The sequence below is a fragment of the Neorhizobium huautlense genome, assembly GCF_030811685.1.
GTDB lineage: Bacteria > Pseudomonadota > Alphaproteobacteria > Rhizobiales > Rhizobiaceae > Neorhizobium > Neorhizobium huautlense_A.
Genome location: NZ_JAUSRF010000001.1, coordinates 523,716 through 541,487, shown reverse-complemented (window position 1 = coordinate 541,487; position 17,772 = coordinate 523,716). Strand labels below are relative to the sequence as shown.

The 17,772-nt window shown below is 59.2% G+C and carries 17 protein-coding genes; 6 read left to right on the top strand and 11 right to left on the bottom strand.

Annotated elements, in window-relative coordinates; all coding sequences use genetic code 11:
* Entirely contained in the window at positions 1 to 1,032 is a 1,032-nt protein-coding gene (locus J2T09_RS02255) for a Gfo/Idh/MocA family protein (protein WP_306830596.1), read from the bottom strand.
* Between the two features lie 286 nt (positions 1,033 to 1,318).
* Between J2T09_RS02255 and J2T09_RS02250 the strand changes: the two genes are divergently transcribed.
* The 4 genes from J2T09_RS02250 to J2T09_RS02235 all read left to right on the top strand — a co-directional run bounded on the left by J2T09_RS02250 (position 1,319) and on the right by J2T09_RS02235 (position 5,084).
* Positions 1,319 to 2,287: a TRAP transporter substrate-binding protein gene (locus J2T09_RS02250; RefSeq protein ID WP_373458360.1), complete on the top strand. Its 969-nt coding sequence runs from the start codon at positions 1,319 to 1,321 to the stop codon at positions 2,285 to 2,287.
* A gap of 114 nt (positions 2,288 to 2,401) precedes the next feature.
* The gene (locus J2T09_RS02245) at positions 2,402 to 3,007 is read left to right on the top strand and encodes a TRAP transporter small permease (RefSeq protein WP_306830592.1); all 606 of its coding nucleotides are present in this window, start codon (positions 2,402 to 2,404) and stop codon (positions 3,005 to 3,007) included.
* A 4-nt stretch (positions 3,008 to 3,011) separates the two neighbouring features.
* The gene (locus tag J2T09_RS02240) at positions 3,012 to 4,292 is read left to right on the top strand and encodes a TRAP transporter large permease (RefSeq protein ID WP_306830590.1); all 1,281 of its coding nucleotides are present in this window, start codon (positions 3,012 to 3,014) and stop codon (positions 4,290 to 4,292) included.
* A 9-nt stretch (positions 4,293 to 4,301) separates the two neighbouring features.
* On the top strand, positions 4,302 to 5,084 hold the full coding sequence (locus J2T09_RS02235; protein WP_306830588.1) for a FadR/GntR family transcriptional regulator: 783 nt from the start codon (positions 4,302 to 4,304) through the stop codon (positions 5,082 to 5,084).
* Positions 5,085 to 5,092: 8 nt separating this feature from the next.
* On the opposite strand, the gene J2T09_RS02230 is transcribed toward J2T09_RS02235, so the two are convergent.
* Genes J2T09_RS02230 through J2T09_RS02210 form a run of 5 tightly spaced genes read right to left on the bottom strand, consistent with a single transcriptional unit; the run spans position 5,093 to position 9,387 of the window.
* Positions 5,093 to 5,509, bottom strand: coding sequence for a DUF2177 family protein (locus tag J2T09_RS02230; protein ID WP_306830586.1), 417 nt, complete (start codon positions 5,507 to 5,509; stop codon positions 5,093 to 5,095).
* A 10-nt stretch (positions 5,510 to 5,519) separates the two neighbouring features.
* Positions 5,520 to 5,912: a DUF2147 domain-containing protein gene (locus J2T09_RS02225; RefSeq protein WP_306830584.1), complete on the bottom strand. Its 393-nt coding sequence runs from the start codon at positions 5,910 to 5,912 to the stop codon at positions 5,520 to 5,522.
* Positions 5,913 to 5,934: 22 nt separating this feature from the next.
* Entirely contained in the window at positions 5,935 to 7,167 is a 1,233-nt protein-coding gene (locus J2T09_RS02220; protein ID WP_373458352.1) for a class I SAM-dependent methyltransferase, read from the bottom strand.
* Positions 7,154 to 7,996, bottom strand: coding sequence for a DUF1365 domain-containing protein (locus J2T09_RS02215; protein WP_306830582.1), 843 nt, complete (start codon positions 7,994 to 7,996; stop codon positions 7,154 to 7,156). The genes J2T09_RS02220 and J2T09_RS02215 overlap by 14 nt, the downstream gene beginning before the upstream one ends.
* Positions 7,993 to 9,387 carry an NAD(P)/FAD-dependent oxidoreductase gene (locus tag J2T09_RS02210; RefSeq protein ID WP_306830800.1) on the bottom strand — a complete coding sequence of 465 codons (1,395 nt, stop codon included), beginning with the start codon at positions 9,385 to 9,387 and terminating at the stop codon, positions 7,993 to 7,995. The genes J2T09_RS02215 and J2T09_RS02210 overlap by 4 nt, the downstream gene beginning before the upstream one ends.
* Positions 9,388 to 9,593: 206 nt before the next feature.
* On the opposite strand from J2T09_RS02210, the gene J2T09_RS02205 reads away from it, so the two are divergent.
* Both J2T09_RS02205 and J2T09_RS02200 read left to right on the top strand, forming a co-directional pair.
* Positions 9,594 to 10,403 carry a DUF1295 domain-containing protein gene (locus tag J2T09_RS02205; protein WP_306830580.1) on the top strand — a complete coding sequence of 270 codons (810 nt, stop codon included), beginning with the start codon at positions 9,594 to 9,596 and terminating at the stop codon, positions 10,401 to 10,403.
* Complete coding sequence (locus J2T09_RS02200) at positions 10,400 to 11,428, top strand: SAM-dependent methyltransferase (protein ID WP_306830578.1); 1,029 nt, start codon at positions 10,400 to 10,402, stop codon at positions 11,426 to 11,428. Before J2T09_RS02205 ends, J2T09_RS02200 begins: the two co-directional genes overlap by 4 nt.
* Positions 11,429 to 11,446: 18 nt before the next feature.
* Here the strand turns inward: J2T09_RS02200 and J2T09_RS02195 are convergent, their stop codons facing one another.
* From J2T09_RS02195 to J2T09_RS02175, 5 genes are all read right to left on the bottom strand, one after another.
* Positions 11,447 to 11,938: an Rrf2 family transcriptional regulator gene (locus tag J2T09_RS02195; RefSeq protein WP_306830576.1), complete on the bottom strand. Its 492-nt coding sequence runs from the start codon at positions 11,936 to 11,938 to the stop codon at positions 11,447 to 11,449.
* Positions 11,939 to 11,974: 36 nt separating this feature from the next.
* A complete protein-coding gene (locus J2T09_RS02190) occupies positions 11,975 to 12,952 on the bottom strand; it encodes a helix-turn-helix transcriptional regulator (RefSeq protein ID WP_306830574.1) in 978 nt (325 codons plus the stop codon).
* A gap of 67 nt (positions 12,953 to 13,019) precedes the next feature.
* Positions 13,020 to 14,270 (bottom strand): MFS transporter, encoded by a 1,251-nt coding sequence (locus tag J2T09_RS02185; protein WP_306830572.1) that lies wholly within the window; start codon positions 14,268 to 14,270, stop codon positions 13,020 to 13,022.
* 66 nt (positions 14,271 to 14,336) lie between these two features.
* Positions 14,337 to 16,595 (bottom strand): TonB-dependent receptor, encoded by a 2,259-nt coding sequence (locus tag J2T09_RS02180; protein ID WP_306830570.1) that lies wholly within the window; start codon positions 16,593 to 16,595, stop codon positions 14,337 to 14,339.
* A 145-nt stretch (positions 16,596 to 16,740) separates the two neighbouring features.
* Positions 16,741 to 17,739, bottom strand: a complete 999-nt coding sequence (locus J2T09_RS02175; RefSeq protein WP_306830568.1) for a helix-turn-helix transcriptional regulator — start codon at positions 17,737 to 17,739, stop codon at positions 16,741 to 16,743.
* Positions 17,740 to 17,772 lie beyond the last annotated feature (33 nt).

Genomic DNA, 17,772 nt, shown 5'->3' with positions numbered 1-17,772 from the left:
TCAGACGCTGACCATCTTTTCTTCTTCCGAGGCGCGCAGGATCGCGGTGATCAGCCGATGTGCCTTTAATGCCTGGTCACCTGATGCCATGGGCTCGCGGTTGTCGCGCAAAGCTTCGATAAAGGCCTTGTGCAGCGCCAGATGGTTGTGATGCGAAAACGCCATCGGATCTGCACCGATACCACCGCCATCTACGGCGTCGGCCAAATCGATCCGCCGTCCATCCATCAGGGCGACCGTACCGCTATCGCTGCCGAGCCGGGCCGATCCCTTCGTTCCCAGAATTTCTATCTCGTCCGGATAACCGGGATAGGCTGCGGTTGTCGCGCTGAGGGAGCCGACAGCACCATTGTCGAAGCGCATCGTGGCATGCACGAGGTCTTCGGTTTCCATGTCATGCACCGGGCTTGTGACAGCAAAAGCGGAGACCTGCGTCGGCAACCCTGCCAGCGTGATCATCTGGTCGATCGTATGGATCGCCTGCGTCAGCAACACGCCGCCGCCGTCGCGCGTGATCGTTCCCCGGCCCGGCTCGTCGTAATAACTTTGCGGGCGCCAGTTGCTGAGCCGCATCGAGACGGAAACAATCTCGCCGAGTTCCCCTTCGGCCAAAAGCCTTGCCGTTTCGGAAAACGTGCGACGAAACCGCCGCTGAAATACCACGCCGAGCTTGATATTGGCTTTGGAGGCCAGATCGACGATCTGTTGTGAGCGTTCGTAAGTGACATCCAGCGGTTTTTCCAGCAGCACATGTTTGCCCGCATGTACTGCCCGTTGCACCAGTTCAAGATGGGTATTCGGCGGTGTGAGGATGATGACGTAATCGATCGAGGGATCATTGAAAATCTCATCGCCGCTGTCGACCACCGGCAGCCCGAACCGTTCTGCAAACGTCGCACGCCGCTCCGGGCTGGGGCTGAATGCAGCCGCGATATCAACCTCCTGGCCAAGATCAAGCAGGCTTTGCGCATGCGGCGGGCAGGCCATGCCGAGGCCGATGATACCTGCGCGGAATTTTCCGGAACCGGACACGGACAATCCTCCACCGTCGTCGTTTCAGTCGAGACTTACACTAACCGCCAGGTGCCGCCCACGCGACCAAAAAGTCATCATACATCTGATACTTTTTGGTATGTTGACATGATCAATTTTGCCTTTTACCAATTGGGTTCAACCGTAGGAGGAACGGCTGAATTAATCCACTGCTGATGCGTAAGGGCATTGCGACGGATACATCGCGATGGCGTCTCGCCGTGTGATTTTTTGTAGGAGCAACAGCGGACATGCGTCCGCGATCTGGGAGGATGAAATGTTGCATATGACCAAACTGTTGTCCGGCGTCGCCATCGCGTCGCTGCTGATGGTGGGAACGGCTGCGGCACAGACAGTGCTGAAATCGTCCGACACCCATCCGGATGGTTATCCGACCGTCGAGGGCGTCAAATATTTCGGCGAGTTGATCAAGGAGCGCACCGCCGGCCGGTATTCCGTCGAGGTCTATCACTCGGCGCAGCTGGGTGAGGAAAAGGACACGATCGAGCAGGTTCGCTCCGGTGTCATCGAACTCAACCGTGTTTCCATGGCGCCGTTCAACGGCACCGTGAAGGAAACCATCGTGCCGGCTCTGCCTTATATCTTCCGTTCGGAAGAACACATGCACACGGTAATGGACGGCCCGATCGGCGAACAGATCAAGGCCGCTTTCGAGCCGGCAGGTCTTGTTGTACTGGCATTTTATGACGCCGGTTCGCGCTCTTTCTACAACTCGAAAAAGCCGATCAAAACCGTGGCTGACATGAAGGGCCTGAAGTTCCGCGTCATCCAGTCCGATATCTTCGTCGACATGACCGCAGCACTCGGCGCAAACGCAACGCCGATGCCCTACGGCGAGGTCTATTCCTCCGTCGAAACCGGCGTCATCGACGGCGCAGAAAACAACTTTCCGAGCTACGACACCGCCAAGCATTTCGAAGTCGCAAAATATTTCTCCGAGGATCAGCACACGATCCTGCCGGAAGTGTTCGTCATGAACAAGGCCGCCTTCGACAAGCTGACGCCGGAAGATCAGGCCCTGTTCAAGCAGGCCGCCAAGGACAGCGTTGCCAAGCAGCGTGAACTCTGGGCCAAAAAGACGGATGAATCGAGGGCTATCGTCGAAAAGGCCGGAGCCCAGATCAACACTGTCGAAAAGCAGGGTTTTATCGATGCGATGAAGCCGGTCTACGACAAGCACGTCAAGGATGACGTGCTGAAGAAGCTGGTCGCCGACGTACAGGCCACCAAGTAAATTTTGCTCCCACCCCGTTTTAATGGCGGGGTGGGTCCATCGTTTCCGAAACACGCCATCTCGGACTTTCGTCCAACCTTTTCGCATATCGGAAAGGTCAGGAGACGCTTACCCATGTCTGCGCATCTCAAGACAGGATTGCCCATCCTTTCAAAACTCAACACGCTGGTTCTCTACCTTGCCGGCATCGGCCTCGTCGTGATGACGGCGATCGTCGCATGGCAGGTTTTCTGCCGTTACGTCCTGAACGATTCACCGAGCTGGACGGAAGCAGGCGCGGTGATCCTGATGAGCTGGTTCATCTTTCTCGGCGCCGCCGTCGGCGTGCGCGAGAACAATCACATGGGTTTCGACGTGCTGCTCTATGTGCTGCCACCGGCGGGCAAGAAGTGGCTGCGGATGATTTCCGACATTGTCATTTTCGTCTTCGGCATCGGCATGGTCTGGTATGGCGGCAAGCTCATCGGCCTCACTGCGGCAACGACCATGCCGGCACTCGGCATATCCGGAGCATGGGATTACGTGCCCATCGTCGGTGGCGGCGTTTTGATCACGCTGTTTGCGCTGGAACGGGTTGTCGCCCGCACGCTGGGCGCCCCGGTGGATGAGGCGCTGGACGAAATGGCACCGACCGAAATCGCGGTCGAACTAGAAAACATCGAAGACGTTCAGAAAGATGCGGCCCGGCTGAACCTGCCCGGCTCGGCGAAGGGGGAATGATAGAATGGAACTCTGGATCCTCTTCGGCTCCTTCACGCTGCTGATGCTGATCGGTACGCCGATCGCGTTTTGCCTCGGCATTTCCAGCCTGGCGACCGTCGTTTACATGGGCCTGCCGCCGCTGGTCGTTTTCCAGCGCATGAATTCCGGCATGAGCGTGTTTTCCATGCTCGCCATTCCCTTTTTCATCTATTCCGGCGACCTGATGGTGCGTGGCGGCATTGCCGGGCGTATCGTCGCCTTCGCGGCCTCCATCGTCGGCCATTTGCGCGGCGGGCTTGGACAGGTCAACATCGTCACCTCCACCCTGTTCGGCGGCATATCCGGTTCGGCTGTCGCGGAAGCGGCGGCTGTCGGCGGATTGATGATCCCGCAGATGAAGGCGCGCGGTTATGGCGCGGACTATGCCGTCAATATCACCTCGATGGCAGCACTGATCGCGCTTCTTTTACCGCCTTCGCACAACATGATCATCTATTCGATCTCGGCGGGCGGCAAGATTTCCATCGCCGACCTTTTCACCGCCGGTATCATTCCCGGCCTGCTGTTTGCCGCCGTTTTGATGGTGACGGCCTATCTCGTCGCTGCCAAGCGCGGTTATCCGACCGAGCCTTTTCCAGGCCTGATGGTGGCGCTGCATCTTCTCGCTGTCGCCATTCCCGGCCTGTTGCTGATCGCCATCATCTTTGGCGGCGTGCGCTCCGGCATTTTCACTGCCACGGAAAGCTCCTGCATCGCCGTCATCTATGCGCTGCTGATCACCACGCTCGTCTATCGCCAGCTCACCTGGAAGGATTTCGTGCATGCCACGATGGGCGCGGTGCGCACCACCGCCATGGTTCTGCTGATCATCGGTTGCGCCGCCTCCTTCTCCTGGCTGATGGCTTTCCTGCGCGTGCCGACAACGCTGGTCATGTGGATGCAGACGCTGTCCGACAATCCGATCATGATCCTGCTTCTCCTGAACGTGATCATGCTGGTGCTCGGCACGTTCATGGACATGGGCCCGACGATCATCATCACCACGCCGATCTTCCTGCCGATCGCGGTCGCTTATGGCATCGACCCGGTGCATTTCGGGGTGATCATGATCCTCAACTACGGTATCGGCCTCAACACGCCACCGGTGGGAGGGGTGCAGTTCGTCGCCTGCGCGGTCGGAAAGATATCCGTGTGGGAAGCGATGCGCTCGATCTGGCCATTTTACGGTGCCGGTATCGTCGTGCTGCTGCTGGTGACCTACATTCCCGCTCTTTCGCTCTGGCTTCCGAGCGTGTTCCGATAGGAAAAACATATGCGTGCAAACCCAACGGACATGCGCGTGGAACGAAGACCAAAACTCTTCGAAAATGTTGCGCAGCAATTGCGCACACAAATTCTCGCCGGCGACTACCTCGTCGGCGAGAGACTTCCGACGGAAACGCGCATGACCGAACTTTTCGGCGTCAGCCGGACGGTCGTGCGCGAGGCCGTCGCAGCGCTTGCAGCCGACAGCATGGTGGAAGTGCGCCACGGTGCCGGTGTCTTTGTCATCGACAATCCGACGTTAAAAATAAGCGCGATGACCTCCGACATGGGCAACCGCATCAGCCGCGCGGTCAATGTTCTGGAAGTGCGCATGGGTATCGAGATCGAAAGCGCCGGTCTTGCCGCCCAGCGCCGCAGCCCCTCGCAGGAAGCGCGCATACAGGAAGCATTTTTTGAATTCGAAGCCCTGCTGAAACAGGGCGAGCCTACCGGCAAGGCGGATTTTGCCTTTCACCGCGAGATCGCGGCTGCCACCAACAATGAATTCTACGTCGAAATTCTCGATGCGCTGGGCGACCGCACCATTCCCTGCGACCGCAGTTCGCCATGGTATTCGGTGGAGGTTCTGTCGGCCGATTATCTTGGCGGCCTGCAGCGCGAACATCTTCGCATATTGCAGGCAATATCTGCCGGCGATGGCGATGCCGCCCGGGACGCAATGCGGGCGCATCTGGTTGCGGCGAAAGACCGGTATCGCCAGCGGCTATCGGGGCAGCAGGCAGATTATTCCCAAAATCATCTGGACGCAGCGTCTAAACCTGCATTCTGAAAGCCCTATCAGGCACTCGGCGGGCCAATGAAACGCAGGGCCGCCCATGTGCCCGCGCCCGCAGCGAGGGCGGAAACGAACGTGCCCCAGATCAGGTCGGCGATCGTCAGTGAGGTCGACCAGTTTTTCAGCGTCGCCTGATTGGTCAGGTCATAGGTCGCGTAAGCGATGAAGCCCAAAACCGCGCCGTGGATGACACCAGTCCAGACCGATTCCGCCATGAGACCCGGCCGTATCGCCAAAAAGGTCAGACCGCCGATGAAAAGCACATAAAACACGATTGCCGGCGCAAGGCGGAATTTCGGCGCCAGCATGTCGCCCATGACCGGCCGGTACAAGCGATCCGCCATCGTGCTAAGCCAGACGGAATCGACGACGAGAAAAACAATCGCCGCAACGGCATAGGCAGTGACATAGGTTTTCATCGCTTGCTCCTCATAATCCCTGTTTTGCGGTATCGACGACCTTGGTCCACTCGACACTCCTGCAGATGAGCCCCGCAACCACACAGCCCTTCGTGGTCATCCGGTTGCCGTTCACCGTCATCGTCAGTTTGTAGGTCATGTCCCGTTGCGGATCGAACGCGCTGCCCGAGTAGCTGCCATCGGCACCGCGCGCGATCGTCATCACCAGCCTGTCGCCCTTCTTTTCCTTCGGCGTGCCGGGCTTGATCCAGGTGTTGGTGGCGCAGATATCCGAGCCGCAAGGTGCAATCGAAACACGTGCATTGCCATCGCCACGCGCCCATTGGCCATCATAGTCGGCAGCCCCGGCGATGCCGGCAAAACCGACGGTCAGAAACATCGAGATCGCAATCGCATTCTTCATCCCGGTTCTCCTCCACTCACCTTCAGGCGTGCTCGATCGTATAAAGCCCGACATTGACGCTGCCTTCCTCGAAACCCGCTTCGCAGTAGCAGAGGTAATAGAGCCACAGCCGGCGGAAGCGTTCGTCAAAGCCTTGCGCTGCGATGGCCGGCCAGCGCGCCAGAAAGCGGATGCGCCATTCCAGCAACGTGCGGGCGTAGGATTTGCCGAAATGCTCGACTTCGCGAAGTTTCAGACCCGCTGCGTTGACAGCAGCCGCCAAGGCTTGATCCGAGGGAAGGAAACCACCCGGAAAGACGTATTTCTGAATGAAATCGGCCTTGCCGCGATAGGAAGCATAACGCGCAGGCTCGATGGAGATGATCTGCAAGACCGCGCGGCCATCGGCTTTCATGCAGCGTTTCAGGGTATCGAAATAACCCGGCCAATAGGCCTCCCCAACCGCCTCGAACATTTCGATCGATACGATGCGGTCGAATTTTCCATGCACATCGCGGTAATCCTGCAGCCGCAGATCAACCTGTTGCGACAGGCCATTACCGGCAACCGCAGTTCTTGCCCAGTTCAGCTGCGATGGCGAAAGCGTGATCCCCGTCACATTGGCTTTGGCCCGGGCGGCAAGGTCCACGGCAAGCGCACCCCAGCCGCAGCCGATTTCCAGCACGCTTTCCCCACCTTCAAGATCGAGTTTTTCGCGGATGCGATCGAGCTTTTTTCGCTGGGAGGCTTCGAGTGTAGACGTGTCCTCGTCAAAGATACCGGAGGAATAGAGCATCGAGGCATCGAGCCATTCCTTGTAGAAATTATTGCCGAGATCGTAATGCGCTTCGATATTGCGGCGACTTCCGCGTTTGGTGTTGGCATTGAGCAAATGGCCGATGCGGTTGGCGAGCCGCATGACGACATGACCATCGATGGCAGGCGCCAGTGCTTCGCCATTTCGGGCAGCAAGGCGGATCAGCTCCGTCAAATCAGGCGTCGTCCAGTCGCCGTCGATAAAACCTTCGGCAAAACCGATATCACCGGCCGTCACAAGCCGTCTCAACGCGCGCCAGCGACGCATGACGATCGTCGCATCGGGGCCGGGTTCCGGCCCGGTCTTTTCCACCACGGCACCGGATGGCAGCACCACCTTGAGGTGACCATAGCGAAGATGGCGGATCAGCTTTTCCGTCACGCGTCCACCAAGGCCGAGCCGCGCGGTTTCACCTGGGTTAGCAAACATCATCTCGGAAAAATCGTCAGACTGGCTCATTCACTTCGACCTTCCGTGGAGATGGATTATGGCTTGAGGTGGCCCGGACATAAGACACCGGCATTTGCGGAGGCTTGGGTCGAATGCGCAGACCGACACCTTTCGCCCATATTTTCCAAGCTTCCCAATGGATGCCGCCGACCACGCGCAACGTCAGGAACGGGATGGCGAAAAAGGCTTTTAGAAGCGCCGTATCGGTCAGTTCGGTGCGCTTTGCCAGGTGGCGCGCCGTCAGCACCGGGCCGGCGGCATCGAAGGTCTCGATGCGGATGGAGAGTTTTTCCGCAGGCGGCAAAACCCGAAATGTGTAACGCAGATCCATGTCCATGAAGGGCGAGACATAAAACGCCTTGTCGCAATGCTGGACGATCTCACCGCTGGCTCCGTCCTCGACCGGGATCATGTAGCCGTGGCGTTCGCCAAAAGTGTTGTCGACTTCCCAGAGGATGGCGCGCAGGGTTTCATCGCGGCCGTAGCAGAAGAACACGCTGAGCGGATTGAAGGCCCAGCCCAGCAGCCGCGGCATGGTCAGAAGCCGGATCGGCCCGCCATCCGGTTCGATCCCCACAGAGCGCATGGACCGCTCGACCTGGCGTTTGAGATCGGAACCGGTGCGATCGCCGCGGTCCTTGCGATAGAAGGAAAACAGATTGAACCGGTCCACCGAAAACAGCTTCAGTCTTCGGTCGATTTCATCAAGTTCATCAAGATCGAGCAGCAGCGAATAGATGCGATAGGCAAGCCGGTGCTCCTTCGGCTTCAGCCGCGCATGCGTGACATGGCCGGGAAACAAGGCCGATTTCGGGGCCGATTTCTGCCCGGCACTCATGCCGGCACCTCACCCTGCAGATCGATGAGCGGCTGGCGCAAGGGCCGCGTCACCGGCCTGCGCACGATACGCGCGCTTTCCTCTTCCACCTGCCATGGACGCCTGACGCCGCCCAGATCTTCGGCCACCGCCAATCCGGCCTGAATGCCGTCCTCATGGAAACCTGACCCGAAATGCGCCCCGCAGAACCACGTGTTACGCACGCCCTGAAGCGACCAGATATCCTGCTGCGCCTTGTCGGTTTCGAGGTCGAAGATCGGATGTTCGTAAACCTCGCGACGGATGACGGTTTCCTCGCGCGGCTGAATTGAAGGATTAAGCGTCACAAAGGTCGGAGACGCGGTGCCCAGTGGCTGCAGCCGGTTCATCCAGTAGGTGATCGACGGCTGTTGCGTTTCCTTGCCCGTCATTTTCCGCGTATCGGCGACATAGTTCCAGCTGGACCAAGCCGCCCGTCGTTTCGGCATCAGGCTGGTATCGCCATGCAATACCGCTTCGTTGCGGGAATAACGGAAGGCGCCGAGAATGCGTTTTTCACGCTCGCTGGCATCCGACAACAGGCGCAAGGCCTGATCCGCGTGGGTGGCAATCACCACGTCATCGAACTGATGCTGCCTGCCATGGATATCATGAATGTCGACCTTGCCCTCGCCACGGCGAATGGCCGCGACAGGTGTGGACAAGAGAATCCGGTCTTCGAATGTCCGGGTCAGCCGTTTTACATATTCGCGGCTTCCGCCGTTGACGGTGCGCCAGACCGGACGATCCCACAGTTCCAGCAGACCGTGGTTGCGGCAAAAGCGAACGAAGCTGGCGGCCGGATATTCGCCCACCTTCACGGCCGGCGTGGACCAGATGGCAGCGGCCATCGGATAAAGATGATCCTCGCGAAAACCGCGGCCATAACCATTGCGATCGAGATAATCGTCCAGCGAAATACCGTTCATCGCTTCGAGATCGCGTGGCGCATTGCGGTAGAAACGCAAAAGATCGCGCATCATTGACCAGAACCGCGGGCTGACGATATTCGAGCGCTGCGCAAAAAGCCCAAGCCCGGTGCCCCCGGAATATTCGAAACCGCCTTCGTTGAGCGAGATGGCAAAGGACATGTTCGAGGCGACCGTCGGGACTGCCAGCATGCGGAACATCGCCGTCAGGTTAGGATAGGTGACCTCGTTGTAAACGATGAAGCCCGTATCGACCGCCACGGGGCCGCTCGCGCCCTGAAATTCGACCGTATTGCTGTGGCCGCCGACGCGGTCGGCGGCTTCGAAAACGGTCACGTCATGGCGTTGCGACAACAGCCACGCCGCGGAAAGACCCGAAATGCCGCTGCCGATGACCGCAATGTTCAAGCGGTCCCCACCGCTGCCGGTATCGTGAAATGTCATAAAATCCTCGCCGATTTCGTCTGTCATTCATCGCCTGCTTTCCATTACTGACGAGCATCGGTCGCAATAAGTTTCATCGTGTCCGGTTTTTCTCGGCTCAGCAGAGATTTTCCGCACCAACGCGAAACCAATTGTCGCCGTTCCGCGTAGATGCCGTCATGGGCGAGAAAAATCGCCAGACATGAATGCCAGACACGAGGCAATGAATGGATATGATTCTCCTTGTCGGCCTTGCGGTCGGATTGTCGTTGGCCATGACAATCGCATGGGCCGTGCAGCGCCGGACCGGACGCAGCGGCTGGATCGACACGATCTGGTCGCTGGCGGTCGGGCTGGGCGGTATTGCGGCGGCCCTTTTGTCCGATGGAGATTTTGCGCGCCGCATGTCCGCATTGCTGGTCATAACCGCATGGTCGCTGCGGCTCGGCAGTCATATCGGCGCGCGAACCCGCAGCCATGACGAGGATCCGCGTTATGCCAAGCTCGCCGAGGAATGGGGGGACCGCGCCGCGCTGCGACTTTTTCTGTTTCTGCAGATCCAGGCGCTGGCCGCTTTTATTCTCGTTCTGGCGGTCTATCTGGCTGCCACAAACGACGCCGCTTTCCCCGGCCCGCTCGACCTTGTGGCCCTTGTCATTGCCGTCATCGCCCTCTGTGGTGAGGCCATAGCCGACCGGCAACTCGCGCAGTTTCGCAAGACGCCCAAGGCAAAGACCGAGGTATGCGAGACCGGGTTGTGGCGCTATTCCCGCCATCCGAACTACTTTTTCGAATGGCTGTTCTGGTGCTGCTGGCTGCCGCTCGCGGCAAACGGCGGAGCCTGGAGCTGGCTCGCACTGCTGGCCCCGCTGATGATGTACTGGCTGCTGGTCCATGTCTCCGGCATTCCCCCGCTCGAAGATCACATGCTGCGTTCTCGCGGCGAAAAATTCCGCAGTCTGCAAAACCGCGTCAACGCCTTCTTTCCCGGCCCCCGTAAAACCGAACATCATCACCTTGAGGAGACACGCCCTTGAACATGCTGGCCTTCGCCATAAACGCCGCCGAGCGTGCGCCGCTCTCCGATAGCATGACGCTTGCGGGCATCGATTTCCTCTGTGGGCGCACCAAACGAAAGCTCGCCGCCACCCCGGCGGATGTGGAACGCGCCTTTACGCAGACGATGGGACATTTCCCGATCGCCACCCACACGGACGAGGCAAACCGCCAGCATTACGAAGTGCCGGCCGAGTTCTTCTCGCTGGCTCTGGGGCCGCAGCGAAAATATTCCTGCTGCCACTATCCGACGCCTGACACCACGCTGGCCGAGGCCGAAAGCCATGCGCTTGCCAAAACCGTTGCGCATGCGGCGATCGAGGATGGCATGAACATTCTGGAACTCGGCTGCGGCTGGGGTTCGCTATCGCTTTATCTGGCGGAAAACTTTCCGAATTCGCGCATCACCTCCGTGTCGAATTCAGCCTCGCAACGCGACTATATCCTTCGCCTTGCGGCGGAGCGCGGACTGACCAATCTTGCCGTGATCACCTGCGACATGAACGATTTTTCCACCGAAGACCGCTTCGACCGCGTCGTCTCCGTCGAGATGTTCGAACACATGTCCAACTGGCGCGACCTTCTGGCCCGCGTGCGCGGCTGGGTGAAACCGGATGGCAAACTGTTCCTGCATGTCTTCACCCACAGAAGCCGGTCCTATCGCTTCGACCACGACGATCCGGCCGACTGGATAGCCCACCATTTTTTCACTGGCGGCATCATGCCTGCACATGATCTGCCGCACCGGTTCGGCGATCTCTTTCAGGTGGATGATGAATGGCGCTGGTCCGGCACCCATTACCAGCGCACGGCGATGGACTGGCTCGCCAATTTCGACCGCGAGATTGATCGCATCAAACCGATCCTTTCGAGTGTCTACGGAAAGGATGCAACGCTCTGGCAACGCCGCTGGCGGCTGTTCTTTCTGGCGACAGCAGGCCTGTTCGGGCACGATAACGGCGACGTCTGGGGCGTCGGCCATTATCTGCTGGCACCCTCGCCATAAAAAGCAGAGCGAGAATCGCTATAGAACGCCGCCGATATTCTCCGGCCGATGGCGGGAGCTTATCTCGGCACTGCGATAGGCCGGGATGTCAAAAGCCCGGCGGCTCCGTTTCGGTTCCAGCGTCGAGCGTGGACAGCTTTCCGCCAGATCGGCAATCGTATAACAGTCCAGCAGATCACGAACCGCCGCGTTGGCCTCTTCCAGAACAGGCATCAGCACCCGTTTGATGTCACTTGCTCCGATCTCTGAGCCAAGGCTGCCGGGCTGCATGGTTGCAACCACATTTCCCAAATGCAGGTCTTCGGCGGGCACCTTCAAACTGAGGCCGCCGCCGCGGCCGCGCCGCGTCTCGATCCAGCCGGCCTGCACCATGCGCTTGAGGATCTGTGCCGCGTGATCCTTGGTGGCCTGCGCCTCGTCTGCCGCAAGCTCGGTATCGATGACCGACTGCCGCCGCGCGCAGGAGATGAGAATGCTGATGGCGATTTCCGTCTGACGCGTCAGGCGCATGAGCGCTCTCCTCCTCTTGGCATGTTTCCAGGCGACCTAGACGGCCGCCTCTCCCATCATGCCGTTTCGTATTGCCGCGCCACTGATCTGGATGCGCGAAACCTTCTTCATGGCCTTTGGCGTCGTGCCGAACTGCTTGCGGAAGGCGGCAGCGAAGTGACCGAGATTGGTATAACCGACCTGATTGGCGACCGTCGTCACCGACTGTTCGCCCTTCATCAACGCGCTGCGTGCCGCAATCATCCGGCGTTCCTTCAGGTAACCGAAGGGCGTGTTGTCGAAGAGCACTTTAAAGCCCTTCTTGAGCTTGAAGTCGTTGATGCCGACTTCGTGCGCGAGCGCGATCAACGACGGCGGATCGCTGAGATTCTCGCTCAGAATGTCGCGTGCCCGCTTCAGGCGTTCCACATCTGCGGGTGTCAACCGGCAATCGCAATTTTCGATGCTGAGACGCTCCAGGCCGAGCGCCACCAGTTCATAGGTCTTGCTGGTGAGGAAAAGCGACCGCAGCGACACACCGACCGGCGCCGCCGACATCTGATGCAGCACCGACTGGATCGATGCGCAGGAGGTGATTTCACGATAGACGCGTTCGGACGGGTCGTTTTCGACGAAGGCTTTCAGCCCATCGGGGCAAAGCTCGCCAAACACCTTGGCCATATAGGCACGCGGCAATTCCACGAACACCGCCGACAATTCCTCGCTGGCGGACAGGATGGTCGGGCCGAAGGCGAACCCGGCCGACAGCAGCCCCGCATCACCGGCACCCAGCACGACACGACCATGCGGTGCCTTGGCGGCAAGGCTGACGCTGCCGACCGCCACGAACACCATGGTCAGCGCATGGCGGCGCAACGGCAGCGGAAACTTGCGATCCTCGGCAATCTCGCCCTTCACCATGGTGAGCTTGATACCATGATCGAGTTGCATGACTTCGGCATGGAGACCGTCACCCGCTTCATGCTCGAGACCGACGACATTGATGTCGTCAAACTGTCTGATCTGCTGTTTCATGGAACACCCGATGCTAGCTGGAAACCTTGGACAGTGACTTTCCTCTTGCATTGAAATCTGCACGCGATCAGCCGCGTGCCTGTGCGGCGGCAGGATAGGAACCGGCATCGACGTCATGGCGGGATGCGACCCGCGGTTCGGCTCGGTAAAGACGGATGGAGAGCAAGCCGGCGACGATTGCGAGCACGGCAGCAATCGCCACGATGACCGGATAACCGGCAGCACCTGCCACCTGCAGCGCTATTGTGCCCGACAGAAAACCCATGAAGCTGTAAAGGCTGTACTGGACGGTAAAGTCCGTTCCCTCGCTGCCATGAGCGGTGCGATCCATCATGATGGTCAGCATGACGGTAGCGACGGGATTGTAGATGAGGAAGACCAGAACCACGCCCGGCAGGATCACGGACATGGCGGTGGCGCCCGATGCCAGCGGCAGGACGGACAGGATGATGGCCGCCTGAATGAAGGCCGTGGCGATCAGGATCGGCCGGCGCCCGATTTTTTTGATCAGCACACCGGTGACCGAGACAGCGGCCAATCCGACCAGCGAACCGACGATATTGAGCGTGAAACCGACCGCCTCAAGAGACCAGCCGATATCCACCAGCATCGGGCTGAGCATGGCAAAGATCATGCCGACGCCGAGCGGCACGATCATCATCAGCAGCGCCCATGTGCCCATGCCGGGTTCGCGCCAGATCTTCCAGATGCGGGAATAGGGAACACGCTGCTGAACGACACCCGCACTGACCGGAGGTTCCTTGAAAAACAGGATCTGCACGAGGCAGGCGCACAACACGGCGGCCATCAGCAGGAAGCAGCCGGTCCAGCCGATCTGCGGATAAAGCGACAGCGTTGCGCCGCCACCGAGCATGATGCCGATCAGCCCGCCCGCGACCTGAATGCTGTTGCCGATGCCACGGCTTTCCGCAGGCAGCAGCCGGCAGGTGATCGCATCGGTGGCGATATCCTGCGTGGCGGAAAACACGGTCAGCACAAGGCCGAGCATGACGAGGAGCGGGAAATTGCCGAGACCATCGATCTGGCTGATGAGGAGCAGCATGCCGACCATGGCCGTCTGCATGACGATCAGCCAGCCGCGATAATGGCCGAGACGTCCAAACGAGATGCGATCGATCATCGGCGCCCAGAGGATCTTGAACACCCAGACGAAGCCCAGAAGGTAAAGCGCGCCGATTTCTTCCAGCGTCTTGCCTTGCGCACGCAGAATTGCCGGCAGGCCCATGAAGAAGAACGAGACCGGCAGAAACTGCGTCACGTAAAGGCTGGCGATCAGGATCCAGTTGGATGGCTTCATGGGTATGCGTCTCCTAGAGGGTGGCCGGCGCATTTCCGCCGACCATTTTTCTGCGTCTGATCAGGATCAGAACTTGGTGGTCACGCCGATGCCGATCGTGCGGCCACGCGATACAAGGACCGAGTTGATGGAGCCGGTCATGTTGGCACCTTGCTGTTCGAGCTTTTCGCCAATCAGGTTTTCGCCGAACACGTAAAACTCGGTCTGATCGATCTTCAAACCGACACGAGCATCAACGACATGCTGTGCGTCGAGCTCGAAATTGTTGGCGGTATCGCCGGCGCGTTTGCCGACATAACGGTAGCCGACATAACCGGAGAATTCCGAATCACCCTCGACCTGCAGGAAATCCGCCGGGCCGCTATAGGCAATGCCGAGATTGCCGGACCAGCGCGGCACATTCGGTGTCTCGTTCCCGACTTTCGCCGCCAGAACGCCATCGGCCGGAATGCCGGTGATTTCCGAATGGGTGTAGGTTACGCCACCGACAAGGCTGAAGCCGTTGTCGAATTCCTTGCGCACTTCCGCTTCGAAACCATAGTTTTCGAGATCGAAATTCTCGATCGGGAAGCTGGCGGTCAGCGGATCGTAACCGAAGATCGCCTCGTCCTTCACGTCGTTGTAGAAGCCGGCGAATGAGACCGTGGTGCCGGTCTCCGGGAACTGCGCCTTCCAGCCCAATTCGTACGCCCAGATCGACGTGTCGTCATAACCCGTTTCCGGATCACCGGTGGCTGCATTGCCGGTGAAGCGCGGATAGCCGCCAGCCTTGTTGCCTCGGCTGATACTACCGTAAAGGAGGCTGTCTTCCGTCAGTTTATAGCTGATTGACATGCGCCCGGAGAGCATGTCGAAATTGCGTGAACTGTCCTGCGAATAACTCGCGACCGTGCCCGGGAAACCGGTGCCGGTGTAAAGCGCATCGATGCCCTTGCGCTCATGCGTGTAACGCATGCCGCCGCCGATCTCGAATTTTTGACCAAGCGGCTGGGCGATATCGAAGAACACGGCAGACGAGGTCGAGGTCAGGTTTACGTCACGCGTACCGTTGATCGAAGCCGACATGCTGGATGTGCCAAAGGCGTTTTCAGTGAAATCATTATAGGAAAACACACCGCCGACGACCCATTTGGTATCGGCGCCTTCCAGTGATTGCAGGCGTACTTCCTGGTAGAACTGGTTTTCGCGCTGGTTGGTGATGTTGATGTCACCGTCATAGGTATAGGCCGCGACCGGTGTCGGGATTCCATAGGCACCAAACGTGGCGCTGTTGACATAACCGTCGGAATTGTCCGTCCAGTTGTAGATGTCGTAATGGGTAAAGCCGGTCGTCGTTTTCAGCGCGAAATTTTCGAACTCGTGCGACACATTGAGTGTGGTGTAGGCAAGGCTGCGGCGGAATTCCGGCGTTTCCTGCCAGGCATTGCCGTCCCGCAGCAGATAGGGGTAACCGGTTTCCCCCACATAGCGCTCGAAACCGAGGCTGAGCTTGACCTCGGTCGCATCGCCCGGGGTGAACAGGAACGTGCCCTTGGCCGCGCCGAGATCGAAGCCGCCGATATCTTCCTGACCGGGATGATCGTTGGTGACATAGGCACCACGGCTGAGATAACGCATCGAGAAGCGGCCCATCAGCTCCTCATTGATGGCGCCGCCGAGCAGGAATTCTCCCTTGCGATAGCCCTCCGTGCCGATTTCGGCCGTCACCTGACGCACCGTCTCGTCAGTGGGCGTGACGCTGAACACGTTGATCGCACCGCCGGTGGAATTGCGACCGAACAGCGTGCCCTGCGGCCCGCGCAGCACTTCGACCTGACCGACATCCAGCAGCTGTCCATTGGCGGCAAAGGCCGGCATCGGAACGCCATCGACGATGGTCGGCGCCGTGCTGTTATCAGGAGACAGCATGGTCGACAACGTGCCGACACCGCGCACGATCGGCTGCACGGTGCGGGGATCATCGCCATAGTTCGGCATCTGCACACCGACCGTCTTGCCGGCAAGGTCCTGGATTTCGTTGAGGCGCTCTTCCGTGATCTGCTCTTCGCTGACGACGGAAACGCTGACCGGCACGTCGATCGGGTTTTCACCGTAACGGCGGGCTTCCACGGTCACGACATTCAGCACCGTCGTGCCATCCGAAGATTGTTCTGAAGCGTCTTCGCGGACATCCTGCGCATACACGGCACCGGCAACGGCCATCGACAAGGAGAAGGCAACACCTGCCAGCAAACGGGCACGCCGCGAACCTTTTGCGCAAGCCGCCGTTTTTGACAGGGTGCGGACCGGGGCCAGGTTCTGCGGATCAATGTATGCGGACGACATTCGATACTCCAGTCGAACGGGCGAGCAAAGCCGTTGCGGGCCAAAGGCCCACAGCGACAATCACCAGCGGTTTGAAATCAAAGAGAGATTATGGGGTCAGTCCGGTCGCGGCCATAGGGCGGGCTTATGCGAGCGGGCAGATTGCTTATGCGTGAGGATAAATCTCGCCGCGCGCCAGATGTCCCGGCGAATAACCGAAATAGCGGTGAAACGCGGTGGAGAAATTGCTGCCATGGCGATAGCCGGCAAAATGTGCGGCCTGGCTGACCGTCCAGCCTTCACGCTCGATACCCTGCCGTGCCCGGTCCATGCGCACGTCATGCAGGAAGGCGAAAACCGACTGGCCATAAATCTCGCGGAACTTGTTTTTCAGGCTCGAAACGCTCACACCCGCCTCACGCGCCAGCGACGACAGGCTGTGTTCTGCCCCCGGTTCAGCCAGCATGAGTTCGCGAATGCGTGCCATGCGCATGCGATCATTGCCCTTGACGCTTGCGGCATCATCGGGGCTGCGGCGCCCTGCCGCCTCGATCGCGCGGGCCACCAGTTCCAGCGTATAACTTTCCATCAGAAGGCAACCGACCGTGCCGCACAGGCCCGGATCAAACAGTTGTCCGCAGAGTGCATTCATCCGCACATCGGCAGCAAAGCTCAGGATTTCGCTGGCCCGCGTGCGGGTCTCGACGAAATCCGCGAGGTTGATTTCGGAGATCAGGTCCGGACGCAGCTGGATCAGCATGGACTTGCAGCGATGGCCGCAACTGTAACGGCCGGTCGTGTGGGCATCATCGGAAAAACTGAAAAACGCGGCTTCACCCGGCTGCAGCGTCATGGTGCGGCAACCATTGCCGGCATCGAATTCGGAAGGGCGGCCTTCGAGCGACAGGACGATGCTGAGCGAGCGCGGAAAGATGGCCGAATGATTACTATCGCTCAGCGCCGTCATCTGCGCCGTGCTGACATTGATGCCGGTGCTGAGCCTGCGGAAACCGAGCGTGCCTTCGAACAGCGGGTTCTCTTCATCACCGCCAGCCTTCGAGGTGAGCAGCGAATAGTCATCGCAAAACACCATCGATGCCTGTGAAAAGTCCCTGGCAGACACTGCCGAAGAGCTTGGCCGAGAATGGTCCGGCAACTGCGTCATCGCAACAACCCCATTGTTGAAGACCCCACCAAC